Annotated in this window: 20 protein-coding genes; 5 read left to right on the top strand and 15 right to left on the bottom strand. The window is 61.0% G+C overall.

Going from position 1 to position 22972, the window contains the following annotated elements:
- Positions 1-35: 35 nt before the first annotated feature.
- Together ACOQOY_RS16295 and ACOQOY_RS16290 are read right to left on the bottom strand one after the other, a co-directional pair.
- The gene (locus tag ACOQOY_RS16295; RefSeq protein ID WP_420586408.1) at positions 36-1268 is read right to left on the bottom strand and encodes an MFS transporter; all 1233 of its coding nucleotides are present in this window, start codon (positions 1266-1268) and stop codon (positions 36-38) included.
- A 74-nt stretch (positions 1269-1342) separates the two neighbouring features.
- Positions 1343-3538: a primosomal protein N' gene (locus ACOQOY_RS16290; protein ID WP_420586407.1), complete on the bottom strand. Its 2196-nt coding sequence runs from the start codon at positions 3536-3538 to the stop codon at positions 1343-1345.
- A gap of 88 nt (positions 3539-3626) precedes the next feature.
- Here ACOQOY_RS16290 and fsa point away from each other — a divergent pair, with 88 nt between their 5' ends.
- From fsa to ACOQOY_RS16270, 4 genes are all read left to right on the top strand, one after another.
- Entirely contained in the window at positions 3627-4280 is a 654-nt protein-coding gene (gene fsa, locus ACOQOY_RS16285) for a fructose-6-phosphate aldolase (protein ID WP_170332816.1), read from the top strand.
- Positions 4281-4476: 196 nt separating this feature from the next.
- Positions 4477-5184, top strand: a complete 708-nt coding sequence (locus tag ACOQOY_RS16280) for a DUF484 family protein (RefSeq protein ID WP_420586406.1) — start codon at positions 4477-4479, stop codon at positions 5182-5184.
- Entirely contained in the window at positions 5181-6101 is a 921-nt protein-coding gene (locus ACOQOY_RS16275) for a tyrosine recombinase XerC (RefSeq protein ID WP_420586405.1), read from the top strand. The genes ACOQOY_RS16280 and ACOQOY_RS16275 overlap by 4 nt, the downstream gene beginning before the upstream one ends.
- A gap of 217 nt (positions 6102-6318) precedes the next feature.
- Complete coding sequence (locus ACOQOY_RS16270) at positions 6319-7032, top strand: CDP-alcohol phosphatidyltransferase family protein (protein WP_420586404.1); 714 nt, start codon at positions 6319-6321, stop codon at positions 7030-7032.
- Here the strand turns inward: ACOQOY_RS16270 and ACOQOY_RS16265 are convergent.
- The 10 genes from ACOQOY_RS16265 to ACOQOY_RS16220 form a co-directional block, all read right to left on the bottom strand.
- Complete coding sequence (locus ACOQOY_RS16265) at positions 7017-7484, bottom strand: hypothetical protein (RefSeq protein ID WP_420586403.1); 468 nt, start codon at positions 7482-7484, stop codon at positions 7017-7019. The genes ACOQOY_RS16270 and ACOQOY_RS16265 overlap by 16 nt on opposite strands.
- 76 nt (positions 7485-7560) lie before the next feature.
- Positions 7561-8019: a methylated-DNA--[protein]-cysteine S-methyltransferase gene (locus tag ACOQOY_RS16260; protein ID WP_420586402.1), complete on the bottom strand. Its 459-nt coding sequence runs from the start codon at positions 8017-8019 to the stop codon at positions 7561-7563.
- A gap of 139 nt (positions 8020-8158) precedes the next feature.
- The gene (ileS, locus tag ACOQOY_RS16255; RefSeq protein WP_420587259.1) at positions 8159-11071 is read right to left on the bottom strand and encodes an isoleucine--tRNA ligase; all 2913 of its coding nucleotides are present in this window, start codon (positions 11069-11071) and stop codon (positions 8159-8161) included.
- Positions 11072-11236: 165 nt separating this feature from the next.
- On the bottom strand, positions 11237-13939 hold the full coding sequence (locus ACOQOY_RS16250) for a DUF2339 domain-containing protein (RefSeq protein WP_420586401.1): 2703 nt from the start codon (positions 13937-13939) through the stop codon (positions 11237-11239).
- Between the two features lie 82 nt (positions 13940-14021).
- Positions 14022-14501: a DUF2269 family protein gene (locus ACOQOY_RS16245; protein WP_420586400.1), complete on the bottom strand. Its 480-nt coding sequence runs from the start codon at positions 14499-14501 to the stop codon at positions 14022-14024.
- Entirely contained in the window at positions 14501-15823 is a 1323-nt protein-coding gene (locus tag ACOQOY_RS16240; RefSeq protein ID WP_420586399.1) for an SDR family oxidoreductase, read from the bottom strand. Before ACOQOY_RS16240 ends, ACOQOY_RS16245 begins: the two co-directional genes overlap by 1 nt.
- 77 nt (positions 15824-15900) lie before the next feature.
- Positions 15901-16611, bottom strand: a complete 711-nt coding sequence (locus tag ACOQOY_RS16235) for a VIT1/CCC1 transporter family protein (RefSeq protein WP_420586398.1) — start codon at positions 16609-16611, stop codon at positions 15901-15903.
- A 54-nt stretch (positions 16612-16665) separates the two neighbouring features.
- Positions 16666-17655, bottom strand: coding sequence for a YcjF family protein (locus ACOQOY_RS16230; protein WP_420586397.1), 990 nt, complete (start codon positions 17653-17655; stop codon positions 16666-16668).
- Positions 17648-18103: a GNAT family N-acetyltransferase gene (locus ACOQOY_RS16225; RefSeq protein WP_420586396.1), complete on the bottom strand. Its 456-nt coding sequence runs from the start codon at positions 18101-18103 to the stop codon at positions 17648-17650. The genes ACOQOY_RS16230 and ACOQOY_RS16225 overlap by 8 nt, the downstream gene beginning before the upstream one ends.
- Positions 18100-19512: a YcjX family protein gene (locus tag ACOQOY_RS16220; protein ID WP_420587258.1), complete on the bottom strand. Its 1413-nt coding sequence runs from the start codon at positions 19510-19512 to the stop codon at positions 18100-18102. The genes ACOQOY_RS16225 and ACOQOY_RS16220 overlap by 4 nt, the downstream gene beginning before the upstream one ends.
- Positions 19513-19619: 107 nt before the next feature.
- Here ACOQOY_RS16220 and truA point away from each other — a divergent pair, with 107 nt between their 5' ends.
- Complete coding sequence (gene truA, locus ACOQOY_RS16215) at positions 19620-20387, top strand: tRNA pseudouridine(38-40) synthase TruA (RefSeq protein ID WP_420586395.1); 768 nt, start codon at positions 19620-19622, stop codon at positions 20385-20387.
- Here the strand turns inward: truA and ACOQOY_RS16210 are convergent.
- From ACOQOY_RS16210 to ACOQOY_RS16200, 3 genes are read right to left on the bottom strand one after another with little or no spacing between them, the layout of a single operon-like run.
- On the bottom strand, positions 20384-21322 hold the full coding sequence (locus ACOQOY_RS16210; protein ID WP_420586394.1) for a nickel/cobalt transporter: 939 nt from the start codon (positions 21320-21322) through the stop codon (positions 20384-20386). The genes truA and ACOQOY_RS16210 overlap by 4 nt on opposite strands.
- On the bottom strand, positions 21307-21999 hold the full coding sequence (locus ACOQOY_RS16205) for a DUF1007 family protein (protein ID WP_420586393.1): 693 nt from the start codon (positions 21997-21999) through the stop codon (positions 21307-21309). The genes ACOQOY_RS16210 and ACOQOY_RS16205 overlap by 16 nt, the downstream gene beginning before the upstream one ends.
- Positions 22000-22027: 28 nt before the next feature.
- On the bottom strand, positions 22028-22834 hold the full coding sequence (locus ACOQOY_RS16200; protein ID WP_420586392.1) for a thioesterase family protein: 807 nt from the start codon (positions 22832-22834) through the stop codon (positions 22028-22030).
- Positions 22835-22972 lie beyond the last annotated feature (138 nt).

Below are 22972 nucleotides of genomic sequence, written 5' to 3'. Positions count from 1 at the left end.
TAGGGCGTGGGCAAGCCGAGGTCAAGCGTTCGGGCTTATTCAGCCGGGGCCGGAGTGTATTTCGACAGGATCGTCTCATTCCCCGGCTCGGGATGGCGCGGGATCAGCAGAGATAGCAGCAACGAGATCATCGCCATCGCGGCAGCCAGACCAAAGACTGCGCCGGGCGAAACGACCCAGAGCAAGCCCAGCAGAGCGGGCAGGAAGACGGCGGCAATATGGTTGATGGTGAAGGCCACGGCAGCGGTAGGCGCGATATCCGCCGGATCGGCGATCTTCTGGAAGTAGGTTTTCAGCGCCAGCGCCAAAGCAAACAGCACGTGGTCGATCACGTATAGGATTGCCGCCAGCAGAACGCCCCAGCCAAACCAGTAGATGCCGCCGTAAGCCGCAAAGACGATGGCCAGACCGGCGTATTCAAAGATCAGCGTCCGGCGCTCTCCGAACCTCGCGACGGCTTTGCCAAGCAGCGGGGCCGCCATCATATTGATCATAAGGTTGATCAGGTAGAGGCTGGTGAGCTCATGAACCTCAAAACCGAACTTCTCAACCATCATGAAGCCCGCGAAGACGACAAAAATCTGCCGCCGCGCGCCGGCCATGAATTGCAGCGCGTAATAGAGCCAGTAGCGTTTGCGCAGGATCAGTTTCTTGGTCTGCGGGGTCGGCGCGTTGAATTGCGGATAGGCAAGCAAACAGAACAACGCCAGCAGGGCTGTCACGCCGCCTGCCGCCATGAACACGAAGTTATAAGACAGATCAAACCGGTCCCAGGTTAGCACGATCAGGCCATAAACGATCGCCGTCGCCGCCGAGCCCATAGCCACCAGCCAGCCCAGCACCTGAGGGGCGCGATCCTTGGGCAGCCATTGCAGTTGCAGCGACTGGTTCACTGTCTCGTAGTAGTGAAAGCCGATCGAGCTGAACAGCGTCACAAAAAGCAACCCGCCGAGGCTGGGTAACCACGCCGTCACCGCCGTTGCAACGCCCAGCATCATCAGCGAAATCATCGCCAGCACTTGTTCACGGATGAAGATGATCACCGCGATCACGCCAATCGCCAGAAATCCTGGAATCTCACGCACCGTGTGCAAAAGGCCAATGTCGGCCCCGTCGAAATTCGCCACCTCGATAACGAAGTTATTCAGCAGCGCGCTCCATGCGTTGAACGCAATGGGCATCATCATCGCCATCATGAACAGAAGCGTGATGGGACGACGCCAGAACGGCAGGCTCTGCGCCTCGGAAAGCGGCATGGGTTTCAGCATGGGACTCCCACTACGCCCATTTCTTGGGTTTGGCGAGGGGGTTGGTGCACAGCGGCTCTGCGCACATGCAGAGGTCAGTAAAAGCTCTGCGGGTCGATATCGACGGTCAGGCGGATGTCGCCTTTCAGGCGCAGGGGCGCTATCCAGCGCGCGATGGCGTCCTGAATGGGCGCACCTTTGGGGGCTTTGACCAACAAACGCACACGGTGCCGTCCACGGATACGCGCGATGGGGGCCGGGGCAGGACCGAAGACCTGCGCACCCACATCGCGCAAAGGCGCGTCATTGCGGGCCATTGCGTTGCCGATATCAAACACGGGGCCGACCTCAGGCCCGGACAACACGATACCAGCCATGCGACCATAGGGCGGCACACCCGCGGCTTGCCGCCCTGCCGCTTCGGCCTTCCAGAACCCCTCTTCGTCCCCCGACAAGATCGCCCGGATCACCGGGTGTTCCGGCTGGAATGTTTGCAACAACGCCTGCCCCGGTTTGTCGGCGCGCCCCGCCCGGCCCGCGACCTGTCGCATCAATTGGAACGTCCGTTCCGCCGCCCGCAGATCGGCCCCATGCAGGCTGAGATCGGCATCAATCACGCCGACCAATGTCAGCTTGGGAAAATTGTGGCCCTTGGCCACGAGCTGCGTGCCGATAACAATATCCGCGTCCCCTGCGGCAATTTCTTCGATCTTAGCCTTCAACGCACGAGCTGAACCAAACAGATCGGAACTGAGCATCGTGATGTTAGCTTCAGGAAACGTCGCCTCAGCCTCTTCGGCCAACCGCTCGATCCCCGGCCCGACCGGGGCCAGCTTGCCCTCAACCCCGCAGGACGGGCAGGCGTCGGGCATCGGCTTGGTCTCACCGCATTGATGGCACATCAGCCGTTTCAGGAACCGGTGCTCCACCATCCGCGCGTCACAATGATCACAGGCAATCTGTTCGCCACAGGCCCGGCACAGCGTCACCGGCGCATAGCCGCGACGGTTGATAAACAGCAGTGACTGCTCACCGCGCTCAATCCGCTGCCGCACCGCCTGCCGCAAGGACGGAGAAATCCACGTCCCCGGCTGCATCTGCTCGGACCGCATGTCGATGGGCTTCATCTCAGGCAGCACCGCCGCGCCAAAGCGCGATGTCAGGTCGAGCCGCTCATATTTTCCCGCCTCAGCATTGGCCCAGCTTTCCAGCGACGGAGTCGCGCTGGCCAGAACCACGCGCCCGCCGCAAATGGCCGACCGCAGAACGGCCATGTCACGCGCGCTGTAATGCACGCCGTCTTCCTGTTTGTACGAGGTGTCGTGTTCTTCATCGACGACAACTAGCCCCAGATCGCGAAACGGCAGGAACAAAGCCGACCGCGCGCCTACGACCAACTGCGCGTCCCCCTGCCCCACCATCCGCCAGACCCGGCGACGTTCGGTCATGGTCGCACCCGAATGCCACTCGGCCGGCCGCGCGCCAAACCGTGCCTCAACCCGCGTCAGGAATTCGGCGGTCAGAGCAATCTCGGGCAGCAAAACCAGCGCCTGCCGCCCCATCCGCAGCGCCTCGGCCACCGCCTCCAGATAAACCTCGGTCTTGCCCGATCCCGTGACACCCTTCAGCAACGTCGTGCCGTAATCGCCGGTGCGCTGCCCCGCCCGCAAGCGGTCAACGGCTGCTGCCTGATCATCCGTCAGGTCTTTGCCAGGCAGATCGGGGTCCAGATGCGGATAGGGCAGATCACGCGGGCTGTCCTCTTCCCGAACGGCACGCTGCTTGACCAGCCCTTTGACAACCGAAGAGGTCACGCCCGCCTGTTCAGCCAGTTCCTTCAGCGTGAAGGCAAGCCCGCCATAGTCGCGCAGCACCTCAAGCACTCGGGTTCTCGCATCCGTCATCCGATCTGGCTGTGCTTCGCCTAACCGATAGATCTTGCGCATCGAGGGCGGGTCTCCCAACCCCGGCGCGCGTGTCGCCAGACGCAACATCGCGGGCATCGGCGTCAGAGTGTAATCGGCAACCTTGCCAAGAAAGACCCGCATTTCCTCGCGCATCGGCGCGACCTCAAGCACCCTGATCACCGACCGGGCCTTGCTCAGGTCAAAGCCGCCCTGCCCCGGCCCCCAGACCACGCCCAGCACCTTTCGCGGCCCCAGCGGCACCTCGACAAACGCGCCCAGAAAGCACCCACCTTCGGGCGCTTTGTAGTCCAACGTCCGGTCCAGCGGCTGCGTTGTCAGCACCGCAACAAGCTCTCCTTCGTCGAAAAATCCGTTAGCGCTCACGGCACATCCTTCGCAGGGGGTTCCAGCATGGGTCTCTTTGAGGTAAAGCCATCCGCAACCAAGGCCAACCCATCAAAGGACTGCCCTCATGAAATTCTTCGTAGACACCGCCGAGATCGACGCCATTGCCGAACTGAACGATCTGGGCATGGTGGACGGCGTGACCACCAACCCCTCGCTGATCCTGAAATCGGGCCGCGACATTCTGGAAGTCACCAAAGAGATCTGTGATCTGGTCGACGGCCCCGTCTCCGCCGAAGTCGTCGCCACCGAAGCCGACGACATGATCGCCGAAGGGCGTAAGTTGGCCAAGATCGCGCCCAACATCGCCGTAAAGGTGCCGCTGACATGGGCCGGTCTGAAAACCTGCAAAACCCTGTCCGACGAAGGCCAAATGGTCAACGTGACCCTGTGTTTCTCGGCCAATCAGGCGCTTTTGGCCGCTAAAGCGGGCGCGACTTTTATTTCTCCCTTCATCGGCCGGCTGGACGATATCAACCTCGACGGCATGGACCTGATCGCTGACATCCGACAGATCTACGACAATTACGGGTTCGAAACCGAGATCCTCGCCGCCTCGATCCGTACCGTGAATCACGTGACCGACAGCGCCCGCATCGGCGCGGACGTGATCACAGCCCCTCCGGGCGTGATCAAGAAACTGGCCGACCACCCGCTGACCGACAAAGGTCTGGAAACCTTCCTAGCTGACTGGGCCAAGACTGGTCAGAAAATCCTCTGATCCCATGCACAACCGCGCGGCGCCGACAGGCGCCGCGCCGGGCCCAACTGCAAAACCTGATCTGGGATCAGAATGTTGCAAGCGGGAGCCTTTCCGACACATTCCAACGTTAAATCCACTTTTGCGTGCATTTTTTCCAAGGCAAATCCGGCATCCCGTGTTATAAGCCGCTCAACAAAAAAAGACCGGACGGGACATGAGCAGCAACACCAAACTCAAGGACAATCTCCGCGCCGCGATTCTGGCCGAACCAGACGCCGTGCTGGACGACAAAGATTTGATGCAGGCGCTGGTGACGGCCAACGAACAGGCGCGTGGCAACAATGTCATCGACCTGCGGGGCATCGCCATGCAACGGCTTGAGGCGAGACTGGACCGCCTTGAAGACACCCACCGCTCGGTCATCGCGGCAGCTTATGAAAATCTTGCAGGCACCAATCAGGTCCACCGGGCAATCCTGCGCCTGCTGGAACCGGTCGATTTCGAGGATTTCCTAAGCACGCTCGGCAACGATATCGGCGAGATTCTACGCGTCGACCACATCACCTTGGTTCTGGAAACCACTGCGGTGCAGGAAGACCCCACCATCGAAAAACTGGGCGGCGTGCTCACCGTGGTCGAGCCGGGCGCGATCGACGCCTATCTCAGCCAAGACCGAGGCGGCCCCGCGCGCGAGGTTGTACTGCGCCCCGTGCGGCATCCCAATCCCACAATTTTCGGAGCCATGGCTGGCCAGCTCAAGTCAGAAGCCTGCCTGAGGCTGGATCTGGGTAAAGGCCGCCTACCGGGTATGATTGTCATGGGCTCGAAAGACGCAAACCACTTCACCCCTCAACTGGGGACCGATCTGTTGTCTTTCTTCGCTGGCGTCTTTGAACGCTCAATGCGCCACTGGCTGTCGTGAGCCTGATCTCCCCTGCCTGCCGCGATGCGCTTCAGCATTGGCTGGACAGTCTGGGGGCCTTGGCCGGGCGATCTGAAAACACAAAGACCGCATATCGTGGGGACGTCACCGACTTCCTGTCGTTTATGACCTTGCATCATAGCGAACGGCAGGGGCTGGCGGCGTTGGCACGGATCACCATATCGGACATGCGCGCCTGGATGGCTGATCAAAGGGCCTCGGGCGTGGGTCCGCGTTCGCTGGCGCGCAAGCTTTCAGCCGTCAAAAGCTTTTACCGCTGGCTGGCAGAGCGCGAGGGCTTTGAACCCACAGCAGTCCTTTCGACCCGCGCGCCGAAATTCACCAAGAAACTCCCCCGCCCGTTGGCCGAAGACGCCGCCCGGGCCATGATCGAAACGGTCGAGCTGCAATCGACCAGCGACTGGGTTTCGGCCCGTGACGTGGCAGTGGTAACATTGCTTTACGGCTGCGGTTTGCGCATATCCGAAGCCCTGTCTCTGACCGGCGCTGATGCTCCCCTGCCGCAGACCCTGCGCATTCTCGGCAAGGGCGACAAAGAACGGATCGTGCCAGTCCTGCCCGCCGCCCGCACTGCTGTGGACCGCTATCTTCAGCTTTGCCCGCACCCGCTGACCAAGGACAAACCCCTGTTCCGCGGTGTACGCGGCGGCGCACTGAACCCGCGTGCCATACAAGAGGTGATGGCCCGCGCACGGATGCAGCTTGGCCTGCCTACCACAGCCACACCACACGCGATGCGGCACAGCTTTGCGACGCATCTTCTGTCAGCCGGGGGGGACCTGCGCGCCATTCAGGAGTTGCTTGGCCATGCCTCACTCTCGACCACGCAGTCTTACACAGCGGTCGATACAGCGCGGCTGATGGAAGTCTACAACCGCGCCCATCCCAAAGCCTGACCTGGTCGATTTGCAGGGCAATCGGCTAACAAGATAATGCATCGTCTCCAGTCAGATCGCTGGTCCCCGAAATCGTTGCATTGCCATCACATTGAACCCAAGCTTCGTGATCTAAAGCAGGCACAACAGTGTACAAATCTCCAGCCCGTGCCAATCAGATTATCCCAATCGGGCTTTTTGCTTTGCATCTGCCCGGCGCATCGTACATGACACCTGCATGACTCTCAGATTCAAAGCGCTTTCCGTTCATTTGTTCACCGCAACCGGTGCCGTTTTCGCAATGCTGGCCATGCTGGCCGCTGTCGAGGAGAAATGGAGCCTGATGTATCTTTGGCTGGTTGTGTCCTTCATCGTGGACGGCATCGACGGCCCATTGGCACGGCACTACCACGTCAAACAGAACGCGCCCGAGTTTGATGGCGTTCTGCTGGATCTGATCATCGACTATCTGACCTACGTGTTCATCCCGGCCTTTGCGTTGTTCAAATCCGGTTTGATGGACGGCTGGACCGGATGGTTCGCGATCATCGTCATCACCTTCGCCAGTGCGATGTACTTCGCGGACACTCGCATGAAAACAAAAGACAATTCCTTCTCCGGCTTTCCCGGTTGCTGGAACATGTTCGTCATCGTCGTATTCGCGCTAGAGCCCAATTTCTGGGTCATCCTACTGTTGGTGTCCCTGCTGTCTCTGGCCATGTTCCTGCCGCTGAAATTCATCCATCCGGTGCGAACCGAACGCTGGCGCACACTGTCACTGCCCATGGCCTTGGCCTGGACCTTTTTCGCCGGTTGGGCAGCCTGGGTCGATTTCCACCCGGAAAGCTGGGCGCATTGGGGATTGGTGATTACCAGCCTTTATCTGGTGTCAGCAGGAATCGCGCAGCAGATCATACCGCAGCGCAAAAGCCGGGATTACAGCACGTCCTGAACCTCAAACTCGGTGCCGTTGTGGGTAAAGGTATCACCTGCTTGCAGGCCGACCATGGCCAGATAGATCGGGCTTTGGGTTGAAATTCCCATATAGGTCTTGCCATCCACATCGAACCGCGTCGTCGAAACGCACACCACAAACCGGCGATTGTTGAACTTGACCACGGCGCCGGGCTGCACGGTATCCGTGAGGCCGAAATCCGTATTCTCGATCACATCTATCTTGGCGTGATGCGCGTGAACCGGCGCATCAAAGGCCGCTGCCAGATCCGCATTCTCGCGCGAGGCGGCGATGTCGTCCTTGTCGTGCCCCTCGCGGTCATCCAACTGTGAATCCTTCAGGAAGGCATCATAATGGGCCTGAGCCGTTGCCAACTCCTGCTCTTCCAGAGACATCAGACGGTCGATAATGGCCTTTTTGCGGGCAGACGGGTCAGATTGAGCGGTCATGCAATACGGTCCTTTGAATTCTCCATTTGATACAAGTTGGGCTTCAACCAACCGGATTGCAACAGAATTCCATCGCTCAGATCAACAGGCTCGCCGCCCCTTCGTGCCGCAACAGCGCGACTTTGGTCTCAACCCCGCCATGCCCCGAGAACCCGACCATTTTGCCATTTGCACCCAAAACCCGGTGGCATGGAATGATGATCGGAATAGGATTGCCACCACAGCCCTTGCCCACGGCCTGCGCCGAATACCCAAGCTCATTGGCGATATCGCCATAGGTTCTGGTGTCTCCAAAAGGGATGGCAAACATCGCGTCGCACACACGGCGTTGAAACTCGGACCCTTTGATCCGGTACGGTAAATCGAACTGCTGCAAACGGCCTTGATCGTAGGCGCGCAGCTGCGCCGCCGCCTCGCGCTGCAAGGGTGTATCCGGGTCGCCTTCGGCACCATCCCAGGTCAGGCGGACGATGGCTTCATCTTCCTCGACAATACCCAGGCGCCCGAAACGGGTTTCTATCGCAATTATTCCCATAAGCCGGATGCTGACAGAGGACCCACTGCCCCGGCAACCCGTTTCTTGACGATCCAGGCGCTTCTCTGTTCACAAATACCCCGGAGCGCGCGGCAGGGCCTAGCCAAAGACCCTGCCGCCCACATTCCGCTTCGCGGTATCAGGTCAGCGCCTCATCGCAGCGCCCGCAAACTCCGGCATGGGCGTGGCGGCCCACATCGGGCAGGATTTTCCAGCAACGCTGACACTTTGCGCCCTCGGCTTTTTCAAATACCACCGCAACGCCTTCGATTTCCGGCACGCGGAACGCTTCGGCCGGGGCCGGGTCGCCGGTCACAGTCAGGCCGGATGTGATGCACAGGTCATCCACGTCAAAGGTTGCCAGCAGATCGCGGGTTTCGTTGTCTTCGACAAAAACGATCGGGGCGGCCTCTAGGCTGGAACCGATAACCTTGTCCTGACGCTGAACCTCCAGCGCGGCGGTCACGGCACGGCGCACGCGACGCACTTTGGCAACAGCCTCTTCCAACTCGGCAAAACGCCAGTCGGCAGGTGTTTCCGGGAAATCCACCAGATGGACCGAGCTGTCGTCGCCCGGGAAACGCTCCAGCCAGACCTCTTCCATAGTGAACACCAGAACCGGAGCAAGCCATGTGGTCAGGCGGTGGAACAGGATATCCAGCACGGTCCGCGCAGCGCGGCGGCGCAGGCTGTCACCGTCGCAATACAGCGCATCCTTACGGACGTCGAAGTAGAAGGACGACAGATCGACCGTGGCGAAGGTAAACACAGCGCTGAACACGCCCTGGAAGTCGAACTCCGCATAGCCCTTGCGCACCTGCTCATCCAGATCGGCCAGACGGCTGAGCACCCAGCGTTCCAGACGCGGCATATCCTCGGGCGCGACGCGGTCGGCTTCGGTGAAATCAGCCAGCGAGCCCAGCATGAACCGCATCGTATTGCGCAGGCGGCGATAGCTGTCGGCGGTCCCTTTCAGGATTTCCGGCCCGATCCGCTGGTCAGCGGTGTAATCGGTCTGAGCCACCCACAGACGCAGGATATCGGCACCATATTGCTTGACGACCTCTTCCGGCACGATGGTGTTGCCCAAAGATTTGGACATCTTGTTGCCCTTGGCGTCCAGCGTAAAGCCGTGGGTTACCACGTTGCGATACGGCGCACGGCCCTTGGTGCCGCAGGCTTGCAGCATCGAGGAATGGAACCAACCGCGGTGCTGGTCGGTGCCTTCCATATAGACATCGGCGATGCCGTCCTCAGTGCCATCCTCACGGTCGCGCAGTACGAAGGCATGGGTCGAACCCGAGTCGAACCACACGTCCAGCACGTCAAAAACCTGATCGTAGTCGTCCGGGTTAGCAATGCCGTCGAGGATTTTTTCTTTGAACCCATCAGTGTACCAGATGTCCGCGCCATCCTTCTCAAACGCCGCTTTGATGCGGGCGTTGAGTTGCTCGTTGCGCAGCAGGTAATCCGCGTCGGTGGGCAGAGCCCCCTTCTTGGTGAAACAGGTCAGCGGCACGCCCCAGGCGCGCTGGCGCGACAGAACCCAATCCGGGCGCGCCTCGATCATCGAATAGAGGCGATTGCGGCCAGTCTGCGGTGTCCATTTCACCAGCTCGTCAATCGAGCGTAGGGCGCGTTCGCGGATGGTGTCCCCCATCTCACCCATGCCGTCGTCCAGCTTGCGGTCAACGGATGCAAACCATTGCGGCGTGTTGCGATAGATGATCGGCGCTTTCGAGCGCCACGAATGCGGGTAGCTGTGCTTGATCTTGCCGCGCGCCAGCAACCCGCCGACCTCGGCCAGCTTGTCGATTACGGCTTTGTTCGCGTCACCCTCACCGCCCTTGCGGGACAGGATGTATTTACCGCCAAAGAACGGCAGATCGGCACGGAACGAGCCATCGTCCATCACGTTATAGGTGATGACTTGCTCGAGCATGCCCAGATCGCGGTACAGCTCGAATTCTTCCATACCGTGCGACGGCGCACAGTGGACGAAACCGGTGCCTTCGGTATCGGTCACAAACTCGGCGGCGCGGAAGTCGCGGATGTCGTCCCATTCGCCATTGCCGCCCTCGGCCCCGGCCAGCGGGTGGGTCAGTTGGACGCCTTCCAGCTCATCGGTGGTCACGTCACGAACGCGGGTCCATTGATCGTCGTTCAGGCGGGCGCGGCCCAGCACATCGGCGGCGAGATTGTCGGCCAGCAAGAACTTGTCGCCCACCGCAGCCCAGCATTCCTCGGGCGCGCCGGTCACTTCATAGAGACCGTATGAGATGTCCTTGCCATACACGACCGCTTTGTTCGACGGCATGGTCCAGGGGGTGGTTGTCCAGATCACAACAAATGCGTCATCCAGATCGCCCGCATTCACAACCTTGAACTTCACCCAGATGGTGAAGCTTTCCTTGTCGTGATACTCGACCTCGGCTTCGGCCAGAGCGGTCTTCTCGATGGGCGACCACATCACCGGTTTCGAACCCTGATAGAGCGTGCCGTTCATCAGGAACTTCATGAACTCGTCGGCGATCACAGCCTCGGCGTGATAGTCCATCGTGATATAGGGATCGGCCCAGTTGCCGGTGATGCCCAGCCGCTTGAACTCTTCACGCTGGATGTCGATCCAGCCCTCGGCGAACTTGCGGCATTCCTGACGGAAGTCGACGACGTTCACCTCGTCCTTGTTCTTACCTTTTTTGCGATACTGTTCCTCGATCTTCCATTCGATGGGCAGACCGTGACAGTCCCAACCGGGTACATAACGCGCGTCATGACCCATCATCTGATGGGACCGCACGATCATGTCTTTGATGGTTTTGTTCAGCGCGTGGCCGATATGCAGGTGGCCGTTCGCGTAAGGAGGGCCATCGTGCAGGGTAAAGGGCGTACGACCCTCTTTTTCACGTAGGCGGTCATAGACGCCGATGGTCTCCCACCGCTCCAGCCATGCAGGCTCGCGCTTGGGCAGACCAGCGCGCATGGGGAAATCGGTTTTGGGCAGGTTCAGCGTGTCTTTGTAATCAGGTGTCTGGATCGTGTCGGCGCACATTGGGGGCGTCCTTTGGATGATCTGGTCGTCGTATGGATCGAAGCGGTCGGTGCGAGTTCTCAAACACCTTTGCCCGGCGTCTCAGAGGGTCAGAGCGCCGGGGATATAATTCGAATAATGATGGCCATCCGGTCATACATGGCCGCGCTTATAGGACGCCCGCGCCTAATGGTCCAGAGGTTCCGCCTGCTGCGGCGAATGGCGCAGCTTGGCCCAACGGTTCAGCCATGCAAGACCAGCAAGCGCAAGCCCCAAAGCCAGCAACGAGAACACGCGGATCAGCCCGCCCAGCCCCGCGATATCGATCAGAAACACCTTGGCCACGGCCAGACCGATTACCGCCAGACCGGCTTTGCGCATCAGGTCAGAGCGCTGTGCAAGCGATTGGTAGAACAGCACCGCACCAATCATCAGCAGCGCCATGGTATAGGTATAAAGCTCGGGTTGGGTCACTCCGTTGCCCTCGAACATGCCGCTCGCGCCCTGCCAGACGTGACGGATCATCAGCCCCAGCCAGACCGCCATCAAAGCGCCGCTCAGCCCCCAGCTGGCTCGCTTTAGCCAAAGCGGGGTCGCCTGGATGCGCCAGACCGAGAATCCGATGGCCAATGCCGGCAGCAGGTAGGCCACCGCCAGCGTGTTCAGCACCGGCACACCAAGAACCGGCGGAGCAACCGGAGTGAGCAGCGGGTTTGCCTCGGTTAACGCCTGCGCCAATCGCAACAACCCATGTCCAGCGAAGAACGCGGCCAAAACGTAGCGCAGGTAGTTCAGCTTGCCGCCCAACTCGAACCTCTGGATTTGCGCAAAAGCCAGCAGCAGCCAGATCACCGCCAGCAAACCCAGACCCCAATGGCTGTCGGTTGCGCCACCCTCGCCAAAGCTTTGCAGCCAGCGTTCCAGCAGTAGCGAGAGCAAGATGCCACCGGTTGCCCAGGCGGCGCTCTCCAATAGCAGTTTCGCTACGGGGCGATTCAACGGTTTGACCAGCAGCCAGCCGATCAGGAACCCAATGGTGGAGACGCCGTAAACCAGCGCCATTTCCACCACCGGGGCCGTGCTGGCCCAGCCCAGCCCCGGGTTCAGGACCAGCCGCACCGTGATCGTGAACACGCCCGCCCAGATAAACCAACTCATCGGCGGCAGGGTGAACTTGCGGTCCAACGCCGCCGCGATCACAACCATTGCGACCAGCGCGATGGTCAAGGCGGCCGAACTCAGGACGATGACACAGGCGAAGGTCAGGCAGGACAACGCCGACAATGTCGCCAGCGCCGGGCGCATCCGGTTTTCGCCGTCCACGCGCGCAAACCGTTCTGCGAAGAGGACCATAAGCCCGCCCAGCGCAACAGCGTGCAACGCCCAGGGATACGTCCCGATGACCGAGGCCGGATGCCATCCGACCTCAAGCGCAATGGCCAATACGGGGGCGAATACCGCAGCCGCACCGGCCCAGACCGCAGCATAGTCGGACGCGCGCATCGACCGCCAGGCCGCCGTGACAGAGATTACCGCACCCAGAACGGTTAGGATTGTAATGACCCATGGGTAGTCCGCCTCGGGCGTTTCGGCATAGGTCGCAGCAAAGGCGCGCAGGACTACGCCGTTGTCCATGCCATGCACCAGAGCGAACCAGATCAGACCCAACGCGGGCAATATGGTGACGTCCTGCAACGCCACGGCCCGCTGGCCCCATGTCATCAGTCCCAGCGTCAGACCGGACAACAAGATAACGCCCAACCAGAACTCTGCCGAACTGTCGGGCCAATGTATCGCAATGATGGCCGAGGTGACGGCCACAGCGGCAAAAGCCATCCGTGTCGGAAACTCAGGCCAGGCCTCTCCCTTTTTGCGCCAAAGAGTCGAGGTGATCATCGCCCCGCCATGATCCGGCCAGAACCTGCGGACAGGGATGGTTAGGGTGATCAGGGCCAGTGCCGTTACGCAGACCAGATACTCTGCTTCAGTGGCAGGGGCGGACAGAACCAACAGCAAACTGGCGGAATACGCCCCGAACAGAGTCAGAACCGAAATCCAGGCCCAGCGCCGCACGGTGTCGATGCCAAGGCCCAAAACAGCGCATACAAAGAAATAGAGGTACAGCCACCCCGGGTCCTCAGAGGTGCCGCCGACCACAAACGGGGCCGCGAGCGCTCCGATCAGGCCGATGGCGGCTAGCAACGGGCCGTGGAACCAGCCCAGAACAAGGCCCACCAACGCGATCAGCACCATGGCAAACAGCGCGGCCTCAGGGCCGATCAGATCATAAAGCTGCCGGGCGGCCAGAATGCCCCCGAACAGCGTGACCAGACCTGCCCCGGAAAAGACCGAGGGCAGATAGGCCGTGGTCGAGCTTTCATCGTCACCATATTTGCGCCGAATGACCTCTCCGACCAAGATCAGCGCTGCGCCGAACAGCAGCGCAGCCAACACTCGGGCTGTTGGCGGCAGCAGCCCATTCTCGACCCCATATTGAACCAGAAAAATCCCCGCCAGTGCCAGCGACAGGGCCGAGACCACATAAAACCAGTTCTCATAGAGCCAACCGGTCAGCGCGGCCATTCGATCCTCGCGGAAAACAACGGCTGCGGGGGGCGTTTGCTCTGCGACTTGCGCTGCTGGCGGCGACTTGGCTGCGGCCCATGGGGTGGGTCTTGGGTCCTTTTCGGGTGCCGTCGACGGCTCGTGCGGCTCGGGTTTTTGTGTCTGGGCTTCAGGCGGATTTGGAACGTCTGCGCCAAGGGCAAGGATGTGCTGCTCCAACATCTCAACCCGGCGGCGCAGGCGCGTATAGCCCACCAGCAACACGATGATAGAGACCGGGATGGCCATCACGATCAATCCGACAAGAGCAAACAAGGATTCCAAGGACTTCTCCGACGTGGTTGCGGCCTCAGGCTATCCGAGGCGTGCGGTATACAACAGCCGGAAATTCCAATTCACCAGATGGTCAAAACCCGCCAAAGACCGGGCGCGCAATCATCAGCCAGAGGATTGCCAGCACCGCCGCAAAGGCCGGAAAACCACAGGCGAACCAGATGCGGAACAGTCGGTGATATGCGGTCGGCAGAGGCACGCCGTCTTCCGCGGCGCTTTGGGCCAAAGCTCGCATTCGCATCTGTATCCACACCACCGGCAACCAGAACGCCCCCGCCACGGCGTATAATATCAGCGAGGCAAGAAGCCACGCTTCGGTCAAAGGCCAGCCGAGACGCCATGCCAGTAGCCCGCCTGTAATGGGCTGAGCGATTACAGCGGTTGCAGTGAATACCATATCCGCCAGCACGACGGTTCCAGCGGTTTGCGCGATAAACCGGGCATCGCCTGTACGATGCGCGATCAACATGAAAAACGCGATCCCTGCCCCGGTGCCCAGCAGGACGCAGGCGCCAATGACGTGAAACCAGCGCAGGATCAGGTCCGGGTCCATCAGCGGCTCTGCAATAAGGGCCACGCGACAAGCGACAAGGTCATCGCGGGCAGGATTTTGACCAGCGGCCCAAGCGGATCAAGCCATAGGCCCGGAACCGCTAAGCTGGCGGCCAGCAGATAGAACAGAGCAACCGCGGCCTGCAAAAGGCAGGCGCGCGCTGCCCATGGTCGCCATAATATAGCAAGCCCCAGGGTGATATCGACAATTGACCAGAACACAACGCTGGCAATGGCAGCGGCCGTGCTCCATCCGGCACCAGTCAGCACGGCGGTGGCCGCGGACACGCCGATCAAGCCGAACAGGCCTGACAACAGCCAGAACAGGCTGAGTACCGCAATGACCAGCGGCATCAGCAAGGACATCCGGGCGGCCAACCGGTGCTCTCGCGCACAGGTCAGATCCGCATAAACTTGCGTCAGCCCGGCCAGCGACCGCCCCGTGGCGGCCCGATAGGGCACTGGGTCGCCAACAACCCCGTCGGCCATCACGGTCATCGCATTACTGCGCAACGGAGACCGCCATCCCAGCCTGCCCAGCGCATCCGCGCCTCGGGCGATCAGCCGCGTCAACCAACCCGGCATCGGCAGGTTAGTCCGGGCGGGCGGGAACCCCATCCAGCATCGGGTCTGTGCCAAAACGTCAGACAGAGGGGATGGTGCATCCTCGACCAGATCATAGCTACCCTGCGGAAGATCCTTGGCCACAGCCTGGGTCACAGCCGTGCAAAGGTCTGGCATACCCACGCTTTGAACCGGCGATTGCGGATGCGCAATGGGCTGCACCCACGGCACTGCTGCAAGCATCCGCAACAGCGCCGTTCCGCCATAGTCGGATTGCCCGATCACCAAACCAGGTCGAAGAATCCAAAGCGGCGCACCGGAGTCCCGCAGCGCCGCATCCCCCGCCGCCTTGGTGCGCATGAAATCCGTCCCGGCCTCAGGGTTTGCACCGATGGCGGATATCTGAACCACAGAAACACCCTTTTGCGCGCAAGCCTGTCCTAATGCCGCGACGGCGGTGTGGTGCACGGCCTCAAGATCATCCAAAGGCCCATCCTGCAACGCACCGGCACAATTCACTACACAGTCAACGCCAGCCAGAGGGGCCTCCCAATCCTCGGGTCGCAGGCAGGCCCGCAAATCGCCCTGTATCCGCGTCACGCCCGGCAATATCTGCGCGCCCGTTTTCAGGCTGCGGACAAATGCCGTCACCTCAGCGCCCTCAGATCGCAATGACCGTGTCACCGCCGCGCCGATAAATCCATAAGCCCCCAGAACAAGGACGTTTTTATTGAAAAGTCGCAAGGGTCGCGCAATCACTTTATCCGTTTATCACAGCGTAACCACTGTCCCGCATTTGACCAGAGCCATAGGCACTGCTGCGACAATCTTGGCCGTCAGGGATGGAACAAGGACCCCACGAGATAGGCGATCAACGCAGCGGCGCCGCCAATCACAAAGGTTTCCAACCCAGACCGCCACCAAGGCGATAGGGACCAGCGGCTTTTGAAAGCTCCGATGGCAAAGAACACGCCCATCGTCATACAAACCGATACGGTAAAGGCCTGATCGACCGAAAAAAGGAACGGCAAAAGCGGCACCATCCCAGCGACAAGAAACGCAAGGAATGTCGCCATCGCAGCCTTGAAGGGATGCGGATCGACGCTGCCCAGCCCGTATTCACCCTCGACCATCAGGTCGATCCAATTGTCGTGGTTGGATGTGATGGCCTCGGTCGCGTCATCCAGAACGGGGCCGGACAAGCCTTTTTGCGCCAGAATCTCGCGCACCTCGCGGCGCTCACCGTCGGGGTACAGGCTGATGTGGCGTTCCTCGATGGCGCGGATGCGGCGGATATTGTCCAGCTCGGCTTTGGTGCCCGAGTAATTCCCCGCCGCCATCGAAAACCCATCCGCCAGCACATTGGCCAGCCCCAAAGCGACGATGATAAACGGCGAAAGACCCGCCCCGGCAACCCCAGCCACAATGGCAAACGTGGTAACTGACCCATCAATTCCGCCATAAACCACATCCCGCAGCACCCCGCGCCCCGGAGGTGCGTTGATCCGGGCGATAATTTCCTGCTGGCTGTGTCCGTGGTCGGTCATGGCTGGCTCCGCGCTTGTTATGCACACCAGCTGGCCAGTTGACTTTGCGTCAGGTCAAGTTTTTGAAAACAACCCGCTGAGCGCGCGCTTGATCATACCACGGGTCGAAGGCTGATGCCGTTCAGAGAACGGCAGGGGCCTGCAAACCTCCATCGCGGCCACGCCTACCCGTGCGCTGAGCGCACCATTCACCAGCCCCTCACCGAACCGGCGGGACAGTTTGCTGAGGACAGACCCGCCCAGCACGGGTTCCAGCAGGTCATCACCGACGGCCACGGCCCCGGTCGCGACAAGATGCACAAAGACGGCGCGGGTCAGACGCCAGCTGCCCAGAAAACCGGCCCGACCTCCGTAAATTTCGGCTACGCGTCGGATCATGCGCAATGAGGCTGCCAGCGCCGTCACCACATCCGCCAGTGCCAGCGGGACCAGGGCAGTGACCGTTGCAACTTGTCGGGCGGCGGCCTCAACCTCGCGGCTGGCGGCGGCGTCCAGTGGCGCCAGCAACTCGTCCTCAGCCAAAGTCAGCAGGGTCGAGGCGTCGAATTGTTCGCCCATGCGTTCTGCCAGACGGTCCCGTCCCCATTGGGTTTCATCGCGTCCTTTGTAGAAGGCGATTAAGCGGTTGGTGACGGCGCGGGCCTGTACCAAATCACCTTCGGCCAATGCGGTATCCGCTGCCTGCCGCATCCCGTCCACGCGGGACAAGCGCCCGATGGCTGCCAGCTCGCGTATGGCGATGATCAGAGCGACCAGAACAAACGCGCCGATCAGTCCGGTCAGAACCCACCCCAAGATCGGCGCGCGCAACAGCAACGAATTGACGAAATCCCACGCGGCCACCGAGACCACAGCACCAACCACAGCCAGCGCCAGTCCCCAGAACCAGCGCGACAAAGCGGAAGGTTTCCGCGCCGCCAGACGAACCGCCGCCTGCATCGCCTGACCCTGAGGTTGCGCGATGTCGGGAACCGGCGGGGCCTCGGCCACGTCCGCGACCGGCTCCTCGTTGTCGAGATCAATCAGAACCGGACCTTTAGCCATTCTCAGCACCCTCCCGACGCCAGACATATTTGATATCCGGCAGGTTTTCATCGTTGTCCGCCCCGTCGCTGCGGGCGACTTCGGCAAATCCGTTGCGCTCATAAAAACGACGCGCCCCGTGATTTGCCTGAAATGCAAACAGGGACAGGTGCGCGCTGTCGGATTTGGCGTGCTCCAACAGCCTCCGCCCAATCCCCTGCCCGCGTGATCCACGTTTGAGGTACAGCGAATGAACCTCAGGCCCGTTCAGGGCCAGAAATCCGATGACATGTCCTTGGGTCTCGGCCACCGTTACCCAATCCAGATCAATCATCCGACCGCAGAAGGCGATGGTTTCAGCTTGCGAGTGCAACTCGGGCATCCAGTCGTTTTCGCGTGCGAACCCATGCAGAATCTCTCCGGTTGCACCGGCATCCGTGCTGCGTGCGGGTCGGAGGATCACGGTCACAGGCGGTCTCCGATCAGGAACTGTGCGGCGCGGTCCAGCCGGATATGCGGCGGGCCATCACCGGGGCGCAAGGTTAGATGAGCCGGTGCAAAAGCCATAAAGCCATAGTCCTCACCCAGCCAGCTTTCGGCCCCGTTACGCGCCGGTCCCAGCAAGTGCGCGGGGTCTCCGGGCAGATCGCCGGGGTAGAACGCCGCCTGCTTGCCGTCCAGCAATGTGCCGCGCACACAGGGCAGTTCAGCACCGTTATGGGTTCGGATTTCCTCGGTCGTTGCCCGCAGCGAAGCCAAAGACAGCGCCGCGGTTTCTGCCCCGGCAAAGCTGGCCCTATCGCGGGCATCGCGGGTCAGGGCCTCCATAATATGGGTCAGGCGGGGGTGTTGGGTGTGGTGCAGGTGATCGGCCTTGGTGGCGGCGAACAGGATACGTTCGACTCGTTTGCCCAGAAATAATTGGGTCAGCCATGCATTGCGCCCGGGTCGGAAGGCCGACAGGATATCCCCCATCGCGCGGCGCATATCCTCGACCGCCTGCGGTCCCTTGTGGATCGCGCCGAGCGCATCGACCAGAACCACCTGCCGGTCGATCCGGGCGAAATGATCGCGGAAGAACGGCTTGACCACCTGCGCCTTATACGCCTCAAACCGCCGCGCCATTTCCTTATGCAGACTGCCGCGTGACGCGGGGCCGTCGACTGGCAAGGGCGCAAAGGTCAGAACCGGCGACCCCTCAAGATCGCCCGGCAACAGGAACCGACCCGGCGTGCAGTCATAGAACCCCGCATCCCGCGCATCGGTCAGATAGGTTGCAAATGCCTTGGACAACGCCTGCGCCGTGGGTTCGTCATGCACTCCGGTCGGATCGGTCGCTTTGGCCTGCGCCAGAAACGCCGCCGCTTCGGACCGGTGCGCGAAACGCTCCAACGTCTCGGCCGACCAAACCTCATAGGATTTGTCCAGCAGGGCCAGATCCAGCAGCCACTCACCCGGGTAATCCACGATATCCAGATGGATTGTGCGCGGCCCTTGCAGCCCCGAAAGCAGCCCGGAGGGACGTGCCTTGAAAGACAGGCGCAGCTCGGACACCGCGCGGGTACTGTCTGGCCAGTGCGGTTGCGGGCCGGTTAGAGCGGCCAGATGGTTTTCGTAATCAAAGCGCGGCACCGTATCGTCGGGCTGTGGTTGCAGATAGACCGAGTTGATCCGCCCCTCTTGCTGCGCGACCAGCCCCGGCATCCGCCCCCGATCCAGCAGGTTCGCGACCAAAGAGGTGATGAATACCGTCTTGCCCGATCGCGCCAGCCCGGTGACGCCCAGCCGGATGACCGGCTCGAACAGTGCCTCGGACACGCGGTCGCCCACGGATTCGACACCGCGCACGAGACTGTCTGCCAGAGAAGAGATGACCAAACTGTCGCCCCGCATTTATCGTTTCGCTCAAGATAGGTAGAGGTCGCCGGACATACCAGAGCTTTCCCGCCCTTGCCCCTTTTCGCGCGGCGCGCTACCAGCGGGCCATGCCCAGATACGCGTTGAAAGTCGAATACCAAGGGGAACCGTTTGCCGGATGGCAACGGCAGAAGGAATTGCCATCCGTTCAGGGGGCAATCGAACAGGCCCTGTCGCGTATTCAACCCGGCGAGCACACGATTGCCGCCGCTGGTCGCACCGATGCGGGGGTTCATGCGCTGGGACAAGTGGCCCATTGCGATCTGATTAAGGAGTGGGACCCGTTTCGCCTGTCCGAGGCTTTGAACTATCACCTCAAACCGCAGCCGGTGGCCATCGTCAAAGCGGCACGGGTGGATGATGACTGGCACGCGCGGTTCTCGGCGTTGGAGCGGCAATACCTGTTCCGCATCCTGATGCGCCGCGCGCCCGCGACCCACGATGCGGGACAGGTCTGGCAGATCAATCACCGGCTGGACGTCGACGCGATGCAGGCCGGGGCGGATATGTTGATCGGGCGGCATGATTTCACCACCTTCCGCTCGTCGATTTGTCAGGCGGCGAGCCCGTTGAAAACGTTGGATGAGTTGCGGGTTGAAGAGGTCGAAGGCTTTTCCGGCCCCGAGATGCATTTCCACGTCCGCGCCCGGTCCTTCCTGCACAATCAGGTGCGCAGTTTCGTCGGTACTTTGGAACGGGTTGGCGCGGGCGCGTGGTCGCCCGAAGATGTACGCGACGCGTTAGAGGCCGCCGACCGCGCAGCCTGTGGTCCGGTTTGCCCGCCGCAGGGTCTGTATCTGGCGCGGGTCGGTTATCCCGACCCGGTGTTCGACTAGATCGTGCGCATCAGCAGCCCGCTGGCAATCACCACAACCACAAGGCCCGCCACCAGCTCAATCGTCGGCGCCAACACGGATGCAAACCGTGTGGCTGAAGCCGAGGCCAGCAGCCCTCCGCGCAGCCCGAACGAGGTCCAGCCGACCAGAGTCGTCACCAGCGCCGTGCCAAGTGCCATCGCAAATGCTCCGGCGATACCGACCATCGCAATGCCCATCTGCCAGGTGAGGATCAGAACGAACAGCGCTCCGGTGCAGGGACGCGCGGCAATTCCTGCGATCAGAACAAGAGCCTCGCGGATGCTTCCGATCTGCGCCACCTCTTCCGCTGTGGGGCCGTGGCGGTGGCCGCAATCCGAACACACGCCGTGGTCATCGTGATCGTGACTATGGTCCTGGTGATGATGGTGATCATGATGGTGATGCGCTGTTTCGCTGCGATGTCGCCTAGCAAAGCTACGCAGGGACCGAAGCACCAGCCACAGACCTATGGCGGCAATCGCGCCATAGCTGATCGGGGCCATGACCTGCTCGGTCGTATCCACAAGGCTGGCGCGGGACATCTGAAAGATCAGAACGCCCGCATAGACCAGCACCACTGCGGTGACCGCCTGACCCAGGCTGGACAGCACACTGATCGCGGACAATCGCCAGAACGCAACGTTACGGCCCAGACCATAGCCACCAATCAGCACCTTACCGTGACCCGGACCTATGGCGTGAAAGAACCCATATGCAAAACAGACCGTCAGCAGAGTCGCCACGGCCTCGGGTTGTTCGGCCCGTGCCGCGCGCAGGGCGCGGGCAATCTGGTTTTGGAATTCGCGCTGTTCACCGGCAGCCCAAGCGGCAAGGTTGTCAAAACCACCGCTTCCCCAGAACCACAGCAGAAACGCAATGGCGACAGCGACCGGAACAATCAGGTATTTGGACATGAAACGAAAATCTCGGATGCAAAGCTTTCACCGACCATCGGGATATCGTTTTCCTCGAGGTCATAATCAGCGTCCAGCGTCAGCAGAAAAGCCTGCATCTGCGCCAGTTGCCCATCAATATCAGGATCAACCCGGTCAATCTGACAGGAAACAGGTCCCGTTACGATCACCGGTCGGGTGACGTCGTAAGCTGTATAGAATGACTCGTCAAAAGCCTTGGCCGTCAGCGCAGCGGCGGAAACCGCTCCACCCTCAACCGCCCGTAGATGAGAGCTGACGATGCGCCCGTCCTCAGTGGTGGCCGTAGGCTCTAGCGGGCCGGACAAGGCCACAGGCGCTCCGTCCGCAAATACGACCAGATCGCCGTTATACCCCGCGATCCATTGCGCATCGAAACCGGACAGAAACTGCTCCTCGTTTTTGGTGAGTATACCGTCGGAGTCCTGATCCAGCCGCATATCTTCGAGCGTGAACAACGAGTAGAGTTCGTCGTAAGCCCAAGTCACGCGCACATGGGTCAACTGGCCGGCATCGTCCACGATGAATTCCAACCCGGTGTCGATATACACATGTGGGTGCGCCAAAGCCGGGACTGGCAGGCAACAGGTCAGAATGGAAAATATCCAGCGCATGGACGAAAGATAGGGGCTTGGCCGACGCCCGGCAATGCGTTTCACGCGGTGTTTGCAGAAACCAGCCAACGGATCACGACGGCGGGAACAGGACCAGAGTTTGCAGCGCCGTGCCGATCGGCCCTTCGGGGTCGTACAGCACGGACTGAGACATCCCGATCCCTGACGGCTGCCAATGACACACCGAGTCAGAGGCCAGCCAATCCGAGACCGGTTCGCGATGGATTTGCAAGGTGAGGTCCGTGTTCATGAACCCCATCTCACTGGTCGGAGCATTCCACGAGATGCCGTTGCCACAATCGGCCAGCGGGCAAACCGCCTGTATCGGAGATTGCGTCTCAGCCTCCAAAAGTGACGGCGTGCGCATCCAGATCGTCTTGGGACCAGCGCCCTGCTTGCTGTCTTTTGTATAGCGCGTCTCGCAAAAATGGGCAAAGCACGGCAGGTCGTGACGTGTCAGTCCGATAGGGAAAGCACCGGAAAACGCGCCCTCGAACGGCGGCGGTGGCATCGAGACATTGGGAACTGGCCCAAGATCGCGGCGCGCCAGATGCATGGTCGTCGCAGTGGCGCACAGCGTGTCGTCGAGATCATGAACCGTTACCCGCGTCGTCGCCAACGTCTTGGTATGGCGCGTTGTCTCTGCTGCCACGCGCAGACCGGCCAAAGGCAGCGGGCGCAGCAGATCGACAGTAAGGCGGGTCAGCATCTTCTCGGGGCCGACCTCGGTTTCAGCCGCGCGCACGATCAGCCCGCTAACCGGACCCGCGTGACAATGATCGGCAGACCACGGCCCGCGCGCCGGGTCATTGCCAACAAAAGCGCCATCTCCGCGCAGATGAAAATAGGCCTGCTGGCTCAGGTCAGGTGTGCCGGTCATGGGCTGCCTCAAAATATGATGGTTAAACCGCCCGACAACCGGGCTTTACCTTTCGACAAAGAATGACTTAGCTCTCACGGGGATGTCCAGCCACGTAACGGGACGTTACTGCGCGGAATTTTAAGTTCGAGGGGAAGA

It is taken from the genome of Ruegeria sp. (assembly GCF_965221235.1).
Taxonomy (GTDB): Bacteria; Pseudomonadota; Alphaproteobacteria; order Rhodobacterales; family Rhodobacteraceae; genus Ruegeria.
Note: the sequence above shows the minus strand (reverse complement) of the source record. Positions and strands in the feature narration are given on the sequence as shown.